Source organism: Anaerolineales bacterium (assembly GCA_022866145.1).
Taxonomy (GTDB): domain Bacteria; phylum Chloroflexota; class Anaerolineae; order Anaerolineales; family E44-bin32; genus PFL42.
Window position 1 is genome coordinate 1 of sequence record JALHUE010000039.1, and the last position, 13,522, is coordinate 13,522.

A 13,522-nucleotide genomic window follows, 5' to 3' on the forward strand; every position below is an offset into this window, starting at 1 on the left:
GAGACGCTGGCCATCCCGACCTACATCGCCCTAGAGGCGTTCCTGTCGTTCATCGGCCTGGGTGTCAACCCGCCGACACCCTCCTGGGGATCGATGATCGCCGACGGCTCGGGTGTTGTCCGCAGCTATCCCAACCAGGTGCTTGCTCCAGCCCTGGCGCTGGCGATCACCATGTTCGCCTTCAACTTCCTGGGCGACGGGCTGCGCGACGCGCTCGACCCGCGCCTGCGAGGCACGCAATAGCCGGACGGCTGCCGGCCGGTGGCGCGGCCGGCGGGTTTTCCCCTTACAATACGCCCACGCCGACCGCCGAACGTTCGGCGGTCGGCGGGGGCCATATCCTGCGGGTGTCTGGATGGGCGCTGATCCCCGGGAGGGACTCTGTTCCTGTTGGGAGTAGGGCTGTACCTCGCCGCTGAGGGAAGCACGCCGGAGGCCATCCGGGTGGAGGCCAGCCCGGCGAGGTCGAATGGGGCGGGCGGCGCCCGGTTGCAGGAGCTCCAGGATCAGCTCGTCCGGGCTGGGTCGCCTACGGCCTGACCTGTATCCGTTGCCAAGCCGATCGCCTGCAAGGGCAAGGCCGACGAGTGGCCGGCGCAGTGGGATCCGGACGATCAGGACTGCTGGAAATCGAAGTGCCATTCGCACAACTATCCGCCCGATCGCCGGACCACCCCGCGAGGGGTGCCGCCCCTCAAAGGCGAGGCGATGCTGGCGACATAAGAGACGGAGGCCGATCTGTTTGCCTACATCTCGGTGGCCAGGCCTATCTAGAACCGGGAGCGCTCGAAGACGGGAAGTAACGGGACGTGGAAGCTACTGTCCTGCACGAGAACCGGCTGCGTTGGGGGGACGAGGGGTTGGGGCCGGAGAACGCCCCGGCGAGCCTTCTGCGCGGCTGTTGATAGCCGCCGACGTGATCGTGCTGCTGGCGGCAGGCGGCGGAGTTGCCCAATGGCCGACAGGCGCCAAGGAGTAGCAGCTGCCCTGGAGGCAGCCCGAAGCTCGGAGAGGTAGTCGAACATGACACTGGTTGACTCAGCAGGCATACTCCTGGAAGTCCAGAACCTGAAGACCTACTTCTTTACCGATGACGGCGTGGTCAAGGCCGTGGACGGCGTCGACTTCCATGTCGACCGCGGCGAGATCTTCGGGCTGGTGGGCGAGTCGGGATGCGGCAAATCGGTCACGGCCATGTCGATCCTGCGCCTGATCGACCCGCCGGGCCAGATCGTCGGGGGGAAGATCCACTTCGACGGGCAATCGCTGCTCGATCTGACCGAGGACCAGATGGTCGATCTGCGTGGCAGCCGGATCTCGATGATCTTCCAGCAGCCACAGTCGAGCCTCAACCCGGTCTTCACCGTGGGTGACCAGATCTCAGAAGTGCTGCAGCTCCACCAGCATTTAGACAAGAAGCAGGCCCGCGAGAAGACGATCGAGATCTTGCAGGCTGTGGGCATCCCGGACGCAGCCAGCCGGGCCAAGGCCTACCCCCACGAGCTGTCCGGCGGGCAGGCACAGCGGGTGATGATCGCCATGGGCCTGGTGCTCAGCCCGCAGCTGCTGATCGCCGATGAGCCGACGACGGCGCTGGACGTGACCATCCAGGCGCAGATCCTCGATCTGATGCGCGAGCTGCAGAGCCGGTGGAACACGGCCGTGATACTGATCACCCACGACCTGGGGGTCGTGGCGGAGATGGCTCAGCGAGTGGCGGTGATGTACGCCGGTCGGATTGTCGAGCACTCCAACGTGCGCACGCTTTTCGATGAGCCGCTTCACCCGTACACCCAGGGATTGATCGCCTCCATCCCGGTGCTGGGCAAGGTGACCGACCGCCTGGAGGTGATCCCGGGGTCGGTGCCGAACCTGATCGATCTGCCGCCGGGCTGCCGCTTCGCTCCTCGCTGCCGGGCGCGAATCGAGTATCATCTCGACATCATCTGCGCCCGCCAGGAACCCGGACAACTGCAGACCGTCACGGCGGGGCATGAGGTGCGCTGCTGGCTGTACGAGGATAGCGACGAGCACAGCGCACCTCTGAAGTAGGGCTGAGGGGAGGACCAGGTCAGCGTGATCGAGCAACCGGCGCCGGCGGCGGGCGACCTCAACCACAAGTACCTGGTGGAGGTGCACGACCTGGTCAAGTACTTCCCGGTGCGGGGCGGGGTGCTGCAGCGCGTCACCGCCTGGGTGCAGGCGGTGGACAACGTCAGCTTCTTCATCCGCAAGGGCGAAACCCTGGGGCTGGTAGGGGAGTCCGGCTGCGGCAAGACGACCGTCGGACGCACCATGCTGCGCCTGATCGAGCCGACCGGCGGCCGCGCCACCTTCGACGGACAGGACATCTTCTCGCTGCGCGGCCGGGAACTCAAGGCCATGCGGCGCAACATGCAGATCATCTTCCAGGACCCCTACTCCTCGCTGGACCCGCGCATGCCCATCGGAGAATCCGTGGGCGAGGGACTGCGCATCCACCGCATCGGCAACGCCCGCCAACGGCAGGCAATGGTGCTGGAGGTGCTGCGCAAGGTCGGCCTGGAGGAGTATCACGCCCGCCGTTACCCGCACGAGTTCTCCGGCGGCCAGCGCCAGCGGATCGGCATCGCCCGCGCCCTGGCCCTGAGGCCGAAGTTCATCGTCGCCGACGAACCGGTCTCGGCCCTCGACGTCTCGATCCAGTCCCAGGTGCTCAACATTCTCAAGGACCTGCAGGTTGAGTTCGAGCTGACCTACCTATTCATCGCCCACAATATGAGCGTCGTCGAACATGTCTCCGACCGGGTCGCAGTCATGTACCTGGGCAAGATCGTCGAGATGGCTGACCGGATCGAGCTGTTCGCCAATCCGCTGCATCCATACACCCAGGCGCTGATGTCGGCGATCCCGATCCCGGATCCGCACGTCCGCAGGCAGCGGATCGTGCTTCCCGGGGACGTGCCCAGCCCGGTCAACCCGCCGAGTGGCTGCCGGTTCCATCCGCGCTGCCCAGTGGCCGTTCCCCACTGCGCCGCCCAGGAGCCTCCGTTCCGGGAGGTCAGCCCTGAACACTGGGCGGCGTGCTGGCGAGTGGGGTGAAGATGCGATCCCCGCGCATCCTCCTGGTCGACGATCAGCGCCAGGTTTCGCGCATGCTCCGAGCAAGCCTCGAGCTTTCAGGCGAAGGCTACGTCGTCGTGGATTCCCCCTCCGGGGAGGAGGCCCTGCTGGAGCTGGCCCGCGGACCGGTGGATCTGCTGATAACGGACCTGCGGCTGCCGGGGATCTCCGGCCTGGACTTGCTGGCCCGGGTGCGCCAGCTCAATCCGAATGCCCGGGCGATCCTGATCACGGGGCAGCCGACGGATGAGATCCAGGCGCTGGCCCAGCAGATGGGCGTGGTGGCCTTCCTGCGCAAGCCGATCGGCACCTCGTTCTTCCTGGAGGCAGTGGCCCACGCCCTGCAGCTCTCGGAGGAGCCGGTCAAGGCAGCCCAGGTCGCCGATGAGGAGAAGCCGCGCCTGGCAGAGCGCTTGGCCAGCCTGCGGCGCGACCTTGGGGCGGAAGCGGTGCTGCTGATCGACGAGCGGGCTCAGGTCGTTGCCCGTTCAGGCGAGCTTCTGGGTTTCGATTTGACCAGCGTGCTAGCCGCTCTGGTGACCGCCTACGCCTCCGGGCAGAAGGTGAGCACCCTGCTCTCCTCGACCAGCCCCGGGACGTTCCAGTTCTTTGCCGGCAGCACGCACGATTTCTTCCTCTCGAATGTCGGCGCAGACTTCGCCCTGCTGATCGCCTTTCCCGGCGGGAAGGGGGCCCGGCAGATCGGCGCGGTCCTGCACCTAGCTCAGCCAGCCACCCGAGACCTGTTCAAGGCGGTATCTAACGAAGTGACCAGCGAAGCGATCCCCACTCCTCCGGATGATCCGGAGGCCGCCGAAGAAGCCATCCAGCGCCCGCCGGAGGCCATCCGCCCCGACCTGGAGGCGGCCTCCAAGAAGGCGAAGTCGCAGGACCCTGAAGGCTTCTGGGAGAAGGCGGTAGACGACTCCGACGGCGTAGGACCCAGCGGGGACGAGCTGACTTACGAGCAGGCCCGTCAGCTCGGGCTTCTGCCGGATGAGACCTCCTCCTGAGCCCATTCGGACGACCAGGATTCCCGGCGCCTTCGTAGCCCCCAGCCCGCCGCGCGGCGGGCTGGCACCGACGCCCGGCGTGGCCGGGCCGGGCCGACGCACGGTGCGTGATACAATCCCTCCCTCCCGCCCCACAGGCGGGGTCCTTGGGGCGTAGTGCAAAGGCAGCACACCGGACTTTGGATCCGTGGATCCAGGTTCGAATCCTGGCGCCCCAGCCTGATGGGCGCGTGGACCAAGCCCCTGTGACACGAAACGAGAGCGGCACTTCGGGTTTGGGCGGCGCCCGTCCACGAAGTGCCGCTCTCGCCGTTAACCGGTGCCCGCCCGTGCGGGACACCGCCTGTGGAATCTGCGGGCCCCTTGCCGACGGCCGGGGCGAGCGAGGTGCGAGGCATGAACATTGAATCGGTTGTCCTGGCTGCAGGCCAGGGGACACGCATGCGCTCCGAGCTGCCAAAAGTCCTGCACCCCCTGGGCGGCAGGCCGATGCTTGCCTGGAGCCTGGAGGCATGCCATGCCGCCAGCGGCGTCTGGCCGGTGGTGGTGGTTGCCCCCGAGTCAGGCCCGGTGCGCCAGGTGGCGGGCGAGGGCTGCCGCTACGTCGTGCAGACGGACCGCCTAGGGACGGGGCATGCCGTGCTGCAGACGGCAGAGATGCTGCGCGGGCGCTGCGACCTGGTGCTGGTGGCCAGCGCCGACATGCCGCTGATCGCGGCCGAGACCATGCGTCGGGTGATTGAGGCGCAGCGCAACAGCCGGGCGCCGTTCGCCTTCCTCACCCACCACGGGGCAGCGGCCCGCGGTTTTGGCCGGGTGATGAGGGATCAAGCCGGACATCCGAGGGCCGTCGTCGAGGAGCCGGAATGGACCGGCCCAGCGACAGGACCGATGGAGTTCAATTCCGGCCTGTACGCCTTCGAGGCCGCCTGGCTTTGGGAGCATCTGCCTGCCTTGCCCCCGTCCGCCAGCGGGGAATACTACCTGACGGACCTGGTCGCCGCCGCCTATGCGGAAAAGGCTCGCCCCGAAACCGTCAGCCCTGACGACCCGGATGAGGTGATCGGGATCAACACCCGGGTACATCTGGCCGAAGCGGAGCGAGCGCTGCAGCGGCGAATCAACCAAGGCTGGATGCTCGAGGGGGTGACGATCACGGATCCCGCCACCACGTATATCGGTCACGAAGTCCGCCTGGGGCGCGACACCGTCGTCTGGCCCAACACCCACCTGCAGGGCAGCACGACGATCGGGACCAACTGTCAGATAGGCCCAAACAGCATTCTGCGCGAGGCGCAGGTGGGAGATCGCTGCCGGGTGGAGGCCTCGGTCGTCGAAGGCAGTGTTCTGGAAGACGACGTGCAGATTGGGCCGTTTGCCCGTCTGCGGCCGGGCGCCCACCTGATGCGCGGGGTGCACCTGGGAAACTTCGGGGAGGTCAAGAACAGCACCCTCGGGCCGGGAGTCAAGATGGGGCACTTCTCGTATGTCGGCGATGCCTCCATCGGCCAGGGGGCGAACATCGGGGCCGGGACGATCACCTGCAACTTCGGGCGCGACGGCAAGAAGAACCTGACCGAGATCGGCGCCGGCGCTTTCATCGGAAGCGACACGTTGTTGGTGGCGCCCGTGCGCATCGGACAGGGTTCGGTGACCGGGGCGGGATCCGTGGTCACCCGCGATGTCGCCGACCATTCCCTGGCGGTCGGCGCGCCGGCGCGGACGATCCGCAAGCTGGGCCCGGATGACTGAGATCTCCTGGTTGACCGGTCTGCTGGTTCTGGCCGTCGGACTCAACGGCCTGCTGGCCGCGAGCCGCAGCGGCATGGTGAACTCTCGGCCGTCGAGCCTGCGCGAGGCCGGGCAGCGGGGCGACCGCAAGGCGGAGCAGGCGTACCAGGTGGCAGCCAACGCCAGCGAGCTGCTCTTGGCGTTCCGCCTGGTGCAGGCGCTGACGCGACTGCTCGCCTACGGCCTGGGCTTCACCCTGGCCGTGCAGGGGATGCAGCCGGACGCCGGTCTGCTCAGCCTGCTGGCGGTCGTGGCGGCTGTGGGTCTGCTGGTGGGACTGGTGGAGTGGGGCTTGGAGAACCTGGCCCTGCGCCGGCCGGAAGCCTGGGCCCAAGGCACGGTCGGATTGGCGCGGTTTGTGGTAACTGTCAGCCGGCCATTCTCCGCCGCCGCCCTGATTCTGGCCGGATGGGCCTCCGGCAAGCGGGGAGGGGCCCAGTTCCCGTTGGTCACCGAAGAGGAGATCATGACCCTGGTCGACGCCGGAGAGGAAGGGGGCGCCATCGAGGTGGAGGAGAAGGAAATGATCTACTCCATCTTCCAGCTCGGCGACACGCTGGCGAGAGAGGTCATGGTTCCCCGGATCGACATCCAGTCGCTAGACCAGGATACACCGGTGGCGGAGGCCACCCGCCAGATGATGAGCACCGGCCACTCTCGGGTTCCGGTCTATGCCGAGTCGATTGACCAGATCGTGGGCGTGCTGCACATCAAAGACCTGCTGCACGCATGGCAGGCCGGGGAGCAGGACCGGCCGGTCAAGGACCTGGCGCGGCCGGCGTACTTCGTTCCGGAGGCCAAGAAGGCCGGCGACCTGCTGGAGGAACTGCAGGACAAGCTGGTGCACATGGCGGTTGTCGTGGATGAGTACGGCGGAACTGCCGGAGTCGTGACGCTGGAGGACATCGTCGAAGAGATCATCGGCGAGATCCGGGATGAGTATGACCGATCCGAGGAGCGTGCCTACCATCAGATCGGGCAGTCGGAATTCATGTTCAGCGGTGGGATCGATCTGGACGACGTCAACCAGCTCACCGGAGCCGAGTTGACAAATGAGACCGCCGAGACTCTGGCTGGGTTCATCTACAGCCAGCTCGGCCGGTTCCCGAGCCAGGGGGAAACCCTACGGGCCGGGGGGCTGGACCTGACCGTCGAGCAGCTCGTTGGACGGCGGATACGCAAGGTGCGGGCAACGGTCGTTCGGCGAGAATCTGCGGAGCCTTCCCATGAAACTGACAGCAGACCTCAAGCGTGACCTGATCGAGCGCGCCCGTCGGGCCCGACGCCGGGCCTATGCGCCGTATTCGGGGTATCCGGTTGGGGCGGCCTTGCTGGCGTCCTCCGGCAGGATCTACACCGGCGTGAACGTGGAGAACGCGGCCTACCCCACCGGGATCTGCGCCGAGCGCAGTGCGGTCTTCAACGCCGTCGGCAGCGGGGAGCGGAGCTTTGAGGCTGTGGCCGTGGTCACCCAGAACGGCGGCTCCCCCTGTGGGGCGTGCCGCCAGGTGCTGTCAGAGTTCGGGCCTGCGATGCAGGTCCTGATCGCCGACGACAAAGGCAAGTTGGTGCGCCAGGCTAAGCTCAGCCAACTGCTCCCCGAGGCCTTCGGCCCAGGCCATCTCCAGAAACCTTAGCCCCGGGAGCCTCATTCCACTTCGTCGGACAGATCGATGAAACGGTACGGCTTGCGGTATTGAGAGTACAGCACCCGGTCGGGCAGCAGCGCCAACTCCCCCCGAAAATAACGCTGGAAGATCAGCCGGAAGGTGTTGACCGGGGTGAGGCTGTCATACAGCGCCTCGGACCCACCGTCTGGCAGGTAGAGGGCATTCAGGATTGTCATGCGTTCCTGCGGGTAGGAAACGCTGGCATGCCTGCCTTCCGGGCCGTGGTCGGCCTGCACGATGATGATCGGAGGCCGATCGGATTCTTTGAGGATCGCCGTGACCGCCTGAAGCAGGCGCATGTCGATGTAGCGGATCTGATCGCGGTATGCGCCCAGGTACTCGCTGTTGCTGACCGGCGATCCGGCATCCCCCAGGGTGAACGGCTGGGTCTGGTCGATCGGCTCGCCGGTCGGGCCGAACACGAACGGCGGATGGGGCGCGATCACATGGGCGAACACGAATTTGGGCCCCGGGGTTTGGGGGAGAACTGCTAGCTCGTCGAAGATGTAGTTGATCCGATCGCGGTGCAGCTGGTAGGGGTAGTCTAGGTCAGGCAGGAAGGCGGGCAAGGCGACCGAGAAGTCGGTGAGCAGCCGTCCGGCCGAGCCCTCCACCAGCATGGTCTCGAATGGGTTCAGGCCGCGTAGACCGAGAGCGCCCTCGATCGACCGGGGGGACAGGAAGAGGTCGGCGTCCCGAATTTCGGTGCCGTTCAGCCCGCTGGCGAAAGCGACCGTCGAGTAACCCAACTGCTCCAGGGCGCTCCGGACGCGGCTATGCTGCACCAGCTGCCAGAGCGGATCGCGGTTGACGCTGTCCGGGTCCGCCTGCGGCAGCAGCGTAGAAACGTAGTCCATGTTGAGCAGCGCCGCCAGCGACAGGCTGGTCTGGGCATGGTTGGCACGGCTGCGGTCGGCCACGTAGAAGCCGAGGCCTCGCAGCGCCTCGAGGGTGGGCGCGTTCTCGTAGTTGAAGACGGTGTGCAGGACATCCTCGCGAGCATAGGCGTCGAGGATGATCAGGTAGATATCCGGGGGCGGTTCCTCCTGAAGCCAGGCCGCGCCCGGGACGGGCACATCCACCAAGGCCGCCGAAGGCGACGTCAGCCGGTCGGCTTCGAAACGCAGGATCGATAAAAGCGGCACGACCAGGCTGAGGGCGGCGATGAGATTCAGCGCTCGGGTCAAGGGGTGCAGATCGCGCCGCGTGCGGAGAGTGGCGGCACAGCCCAGGGCCACCAGGGCCGTGGTCAGCGGCGCCAGGTAGCGGTGCCGACCCAGACCGCCGAGTCCGGCGGCGTGCAGCCCGGAATACAGCTGTCCGTAGCTGAGAAGCGCCACCAGCACCAGGCTGGTGATCAGTCCGGCCTTGAGGGGGTTGCGTAGCAGGAGGCAGAGCGCCACGAAGAGCGCCGTGCATAGCGCCAGGGATGCCAGGATTGCCCGCAGGGTTTCCCCTACGGGGACCCAGACCACATTGACCGCCAACAAGGCAAACGCCGGATACAGGGCGAAGAGGAAAGGGTGAAGGATGATGTGGCGGCGCATTCGGGTCTCGGCTTGGGGGCAGACCTGCCAGGGCAGGTACTAGCCCGCCATTGTAACCCACCGTCGGCCGCGCCCTGGCCTCCGGAGCAGGTCTCGGGCTCGGGCAGGGGCGGCTGGTATAATCCCGACGTGGCCGCCCGCGAGCGAGTCTACCGGACAGAGGCGGTGGTTCTGCGGCGGGGGGACCTGGGCGAGGCAGACCGCCTGCTGACGGTATTCTCGCCGAAGTACGGCAAGCTGCGCCTGGTGGCCAAGGGCGTGCGGCGTCCCACCTCCCGCAAGGCCGGACACCTCGAACCCCTGACGAGAGTCGACCTCCTCCTGGCGAAAGGGAGGGAGCTCGATATCATCACCCAAGCCCAATCGCTTCAGACCTATCCGCTGCCGACGGAGGATCTGGAACGGCTCGGCTATGCCTTGTATGCCGCCGAACTGCTGGATCACTTCAGTGTAGCCGAAGGAGAGACCCGAAGCCAGTACCGCTTGCTGACCGACACCCTGGAGCGACTCTCGGGGGGGGATGAGCCCGCACCGGCCATCCGACATTTCGAACTGCAGCTCCTAGAAGTGTCGGGATTCCGGCCGGAACTGTTCGGCTGTGTCGGCTGCGGTACGGGGATTCGGCCGGAGGCGCAGTTCTTCTCGGCGGAGCATGGAGGGGTATTGTGCCCGGCCTGCGGAGGCGCAGAGGCCGATGCCCTGCCGGTCTCGCTGAGCGCCCTGCGGGTGCTGCGGCACTACCAGCGCAGCACATACGCCGCCTCCGCCGCAGTGCGGGTTAGGGCTGAGGTGATGCAGGAGATCGAGCGACTGATGCAGGTGTACCTGAGTCACCTGCTCGAGCGCCGGCTGAATGTCCCGGCATTCCTGCGCCAGATTCGAGAGCTCCGCTGAGCGGTGTGCGACACGACGACGAGGACGGAATGCGACGCACTCTCCAAGATGTAATCATGGATCTCCAGCACTTCTGGGCGGACCAGGGGTGTGTGATCTGGCAGCCCTACCACACCCAAGTGGGCGCAGGTACCATGAACCCCGCCACCTACCTGCGGGTGCTTGGCCCGGAGCCGTGGCAAGTGGCCTACGTCGAGCCGTCGATTCGCCCCGACGACGCGCGCTATGGGGAGAACCCGAATCGCTTGCAGCGGCACTATCAGTTCCAGGTCATCCTCAAGCCAGACCCCGGAAACCCCCAGGAGATCTATCTCCAATCGCTGCTCCATTTAGGGATTGACCCGGCCGTCCACGACATTCGCTTCGTTGAAGACAACTGGGAACAGCCGGCGCTGGGAGCCTGGGGATTGGGTTGGGAAGTCTGGCTGGATGGGCAAGAGATCACCCAGTTCACCTACTTCCAGCAGGCCGGGGGGATCGTTCTCGACCCGGTGTCGGTCGAGATGACCTACGGGCTGGAACGGATCTTGATCGCCCTCAACGGCCTCGATCACTTCACCGAGATCCCATGGGACGAGCGGCATACCTACGGTGATCTGAACCTGGGCTCCGAGCAAGAGTACAGCCGCTACTACTTCGAGATCGCCGATGTCACCAATCTGTGGGAGATGTTCTCGCGGGCGGAAGCGGAAGCCAATGGGGCCCTAGCTGCCGGTTTGGTGCTCCCGGCTCATGACTATGTCTTGCAGTGCTCCCATCTGTTCAACTTGCTGGACACCCGCGGCGCCGTCGGTGTGACCGAGCGCGCCGGCCTGTTCAACCGCATGCGCGAGATGGCGCGCGGCGTGGCTGAAGCCTACCTGGCTCAGCGACAGGCAATGGGCTTCCCCTGGCTCGCCCCCGCCGCCCCGGCACCGGCCGCAGGGTTGCCTCCGGCCGGCAAGCTGCTGGCGCCGGCGGAGTTCGTGCTCGAGATCGGAACCGAAGAGCTGCCGGCAGGAGACCTGGCCTCAGCCATCGACCAGCTCCGGCTGGCTGTGCCCACTTTGCTGGAGACCGCCCGCCTTGCCCATCAGGAGGTCCGGGTCATGGGCACGCCGCGACGTCTGGCGGTCTTGATCGAGGCCCTGTCGCCGGTGCAGTCGGAGCAGGTGACGACCGTCAAGGGTCCGCCGGCGGAGCGGGCCTTCACGGCGGATGGCAAGCCAACCCCGGCGGCCCAGGGATTCGCCCGAAGCCGGGGGCTTGCGGTGGAGGACCTGCAGGTACGGGAGATGGAAGGCGGCCGCTATGTGGTCGCCGAGGTTCGCCAGGCCGGAGGCGCCAGCACCCTGGTCCTGGCCGAGCGCCTGCCTGGCCTGATCGCAGGCCTCAAGTTCGAGCGAACGATGCGCTGGGAGGCCACCGGCGCCGCCTTCTCGCGTCCGATCCGGTGGCTGGTGGCGCTGCACGGCGACCAGGTCGTTCCCTTCGAATACGCCGGTCTGCAGTCGGGGCGCCAGACGCGGGGCTTGAGGCTGCGCTCCCCGGAAACCTACGCATTGAACCAGGCGCCGGACTACTTGGGCGTGCTTCGGCAGGCAGGCGTTATCCTCGATCCCCAGGAGCGTCGGGGGCTGATCGCCGCGGAAGCGGCAGCGATGGCGGCCGAGGTCGGCGGCGAGTGCGCTGAGGACGGCGGTCTGTTGGCCGAAGTGACCAACCTGGTGGAATCGCCGGCGGTCTTCTGCGGCAGTTTCGCGCGTGAGCATCTCACGCTGCCGCAGGAAGTCCTGATCGCGGTGATGAAGAAACACCAACGCTACTTCCCGGTCACTCGCGGCGAAGAACTGCTGCCGCACTTCCTGGGGGTCCGCAATGGCGACCGGCAAGGCCTCGATACCGTCGTCAAGGGAAACGAACACGTCCTGCGAGCACGGTATGCCGACGCCGCCTACTTCGTCCGCCGGGATCTGGAGCGCCCGTTTGAGGCCTACCGGGAGGGATTGTCTCGTCTGACCTTCCAGACCCAGCTGGGCTCGATGCTCGACAAGACCCAGCGGGTCGAAGCCTTGGTTGAGAAGCTCGCCCCGGATCTGGGATTGACCGAGGGCGAGCGCCGCACGGCCATGCGGGCTGCCCACCTGTGCAAAGCCGACTTGATGACCGAGATGGTGGTGGAGATGACCTCGCTGCAGGGTGTGCTGGGGGCCCAGTATGCCCTGCAAGCTGGCGAGCCGGTCGAGGTCGCCCAGGCGATCCGGGAGCACTATCTGCCCCGCCACGCCGACGACGACCTCCCAGCCAGCCGGCCAGGGATGGCCGTGGCGGTTGCCGACCGTTTGGACACGCTGGTTGGGCTGTTCGCCGTTGGGTTGCAGCCGACTGGGACGCGTGATCCGTTCGCGTTGCGCCGTGCGGCGATCGGGCTGATCCACCTGCTGACCCAGAGCGGCACTTCGCTCGACCTGCGGCGTGCCCTCGAGCTGGCAGGGCAAGGCATGCCGGTGACCGTCTCCGACGGCGTGCGGCGAGACTGCCTGGGCTTCATCGCCGGACGGCAGGAGTCGCTCTTCGGAGAAGGCCGTCCCTACGACGTCGTCGCCGCCGTCCTGGCCGCCCAAGGACACAATCCGGCCTCAGCTCTGCAGGCGATCGAGCGCCTGGCCGAGGCCGTTCGCCAGGGAAACTGGCCGCTCAAGCTGCAGGCCTATGCCCGCTGCGTTCGGATCGTGCGCGGCGAGGTCGAACAACATCTCGTCGATGCGGGGCTGCTGCGCGAGCCCGCCGAGGCCGCTCTGCTCAAGGCCGTCGAGCAGGCCGAGGCTCAGCCGCGGCCGACGGGCTCGGTGGACGATTTCCTATGTGCCTTCGATCCCCTCGTCCCGGTCATTACCCGCTTCTTTGATGAGGTGCTGGTGATGGCCGAGGAGCCCGGGCTGCGGAAGGCGCGGTTGGGCTTGCTGCAGCACGTCGCCGCTCTGGCGGATGGGGTCGCCGACCTCTCGCGCCTGGAGGGCTTCTAGGAGGATGAGGCCCTTCCCGGTCGGCCGGTGCGATAGAACCTTCAACCGCGCCCGGCGCACCTTTGAATCCCTGCGCTCCATCCAGGTGGATGGGGCGCCGCTTGCCTTCGTCTGGCTGGGTGGCCGGTAGCGATGGCCGGTGGGAGCGTCACGGAAGAGATCAAGGACCGCCTTGACATCGTCGAGGTGATTGGCGGCTCCGTCAAGCTGCGGCGCTCGGGAAAGAACTACACCGGCTTCTGTCCCTTCCATCCCAATAGCCACACTCCGGCCTTCGTGGTGTTCCCGGAGAGCGGAACCTGGCGCTGCTTCGGCGCCTGCAACGAAGGCGGTGACGTCTTCAAGTTCGTGATGAAGAAGGATGGCCTGGACTTCAAGGAGGCACTGCGAGTACTGTCCGCGCGCGCCGGCGTCGAGCTGCCCGAGCGCGAGGCCGGGGAGAGCGCCGACGAGGAGACCCATGCCCGACTACGATCCTTGCTGGAAGCGGCCAGCGCCTA

General features: G+C 66.7%; 11 protein-coding genes and 1 tRNA gene. 11 read left to right on the forward strand and 1 reads right to left on the reverse strand.

Annotated elements, in window-relative coordinates; all coding sequences use genetic code 11:
- The 8 genes from MUO23_01165 to cdd form a co-directional block, all read left to right on the forward strand.
- Window positions 1–243: ABC transporter permease subunit (locus MUO23_01165; protein MCJ7511561.1), on the forward strand; the 243-nt coding region annotated here is incomplete at its 5' end.
- A 780-nt stretch (window positions 244–1,023) separates the two neighbouring features.
- Complete coding sequence (locus MUO23_01170; protein MCJ7511562.1) at window positions 1,024–2,052, forward strand: ABC transporter ATP-binding protein; 1,029 nt, start codon at window positions 1,024–1,026, stop codon at window positions 2,050–2,052.
- A gap of 90 nt (window positions 2,053–2,142) precedes the next feature.
- Window positions 2,143–3,081, forward strand: coding sequence for an ABC transporter ATP-binding protein (locus MUO23_01175; protein MCJ7511563.1), 939 nt, complete (start codon window positions 2,143–2,145; stop codon window positions 3,079–3,081).
- Window positions 3,082–3,083: 2 nt separating this feature from the next.
- Window positions 3,084–4,115 carry a response regulator gene (locus tag MUO23_01180; GenBank protein MCJ7511564.1) on the forward strand — a complete coding sequence of 344 codons (1,032 nt, stop codon included), beginning with the start codon at window positions 3,084–3,086 and terminating at the stop codon, window positions 4,113–4,115.
- 147 nt (window positions 4,116–4,262) lie between these two features.
- Window positions 4,263–4,333: transfer RNA gene (locus MUO23_01185), tRNA-Gln, on the forward strand.
- 178 nt (window positions 4,334–4,511) lie between these two features.
- Complete coding sequence (glmU, locus tag MUO23_01190) at window positions 4,512–5,867, forward strand: bifunctional UDP-N-acetylglucosamine diphosphorylase/glucosamine-1-phosphate N-acetyltransferase GlmU (GenBank protein MCJ7511565.1); 1,356 nt, start codon at window positions 4,512–4,514, stop codon at window positions 5,865–5,867.
- Window positions 5,860–7,161, forward strand: coding sequence for a hemolysin family protein (locus tag MUO23_01195; GenBank protein MCJ7511566.1), 1,302 nt, complete (start codon window positions 5,860–5,862; stop codon window positions 7,159–7,161). The genes glmU and MUO23_01195 overlap by 8 nt, the downstream gene beginning before the upstream one ends.
- Window positions 7,133–7,543 (forward strand): cytidine deaminase, encoded by a 411-nt coding sequence (gene cdd, locus MUO23_01200; protein ID MCJ7511567.1) that lies wholly within the window; start codon window positions 7,133–7,135, stop codon window positions 7,541–7,543. The genes MUO23_01195 and cdd overlap by 29 nt, the downstream gene beginning before the upstream one ends.
- 11 nt (window positions 7,544–7,554) lie before the next feature.
- On the opposite strand, the gene MUO23_01205 is transcribed toward cdd, so the two are convergent.
- Entirely contained in the window at window positions 7,555–9,123 is a 1,569-nt protein-coding gene (locus MUO23_01205; GenBank protein ID MCJ7511568.1) for an LTA synthase family protein, read from the reverse strand.
- 129 nt (window positions 9,124–9,252) lie between these two features.
- Between MUO23_01205 and recO the strand changes: the two genes are divergently transcribed.
- From recO to MUO23_01220, 3 genes are all read left to right on the forward strand, one after another.
- Complete coding sequence (gene recO, locus MUO23_01210; GenBank protein MCJ7511569.1) at window positions 9,253–10,017, forward strand: DNA repair protein RecO; 765 nt, start codon at window positions 9,253–9,255, stop codon at window positions 10,015–10,017.
- A 56-nt stretch (window positions 10,018–10,073) separates the two neighbouring features.
- The gene (gene glyS / locus MUO23_01215) at window positions 10,074–13,022 is read left to right on the forward strand and encodes a glycine--tRNA ligase subunit beta (GenBank protein MCJ7511570.1); all 2,949 of its coding nucleotides are present in this window, start codon (window positions 10,074–10,076) and stop codon (window positions 13,020–13,022) included.
- A 132-nt stretch (window positions 13,023–13,154) separates the two neighbouring features.
- A partial coding sequence (locus MUO23_01220; GenBank protein ID MCJ7511571.1) for a CHC2 zinc finger domain-containing protein occupies window positions 13,155–13,522 on the forward strand: 368 nt, incomplete at its 3' end.

Bases quoted from the DNA above. Each gene is read 5' to 3' on its own strand.
- cdd (MCJ7511567.1), top strand. From the start codon at position 7,133: ATGAAACTGACAGCAGACCTCAAGCGTGACCTGATCGAGCGCGCCCGT.
- glyS (MCJ7511570.1), top strand. From the start codon at position 10,074: ATGGATCTCCAGCACTTCTGGGCGGACCAGGGGTGTGTGATCTGGCAG.
- glmU (MCJ7511565.1), top strand. From the start codon at position 4,512: ATGAACATTGAATCGGTTGTCCTGGCTGCAGGCCAGGGGACACGCATG.
- MUO23_01195 (MCJ7511566.1), top strand. From the start codon at position 5,860: ATGACTGAGATCTCCTGGTTGACCGGTCTGCTGGTTCTGGCCGTCGGA.
- MUO23_01180 (MCJ7511564.1), top strand. From the start codon at position 3,084: ATGCGATCCCCGCGCATCCTCCTGGTCGACGATCAGCGCCAGGTTTCG.
- MUO23_01205 (MCJ7511568.1), bottom strand. From the start codon at position 9,123: ATGCGCCGCCACATCATCCTTCACCCTTTCCTCTTCGCCCTGTATCCG.
- MUO23_01170 (MCJ7511562.1), top strand. From the start codon at position 1,024: ATGACACTGGTTGACTCAGCAGGCATACTCCTGGAAGTCCAGAACCTG.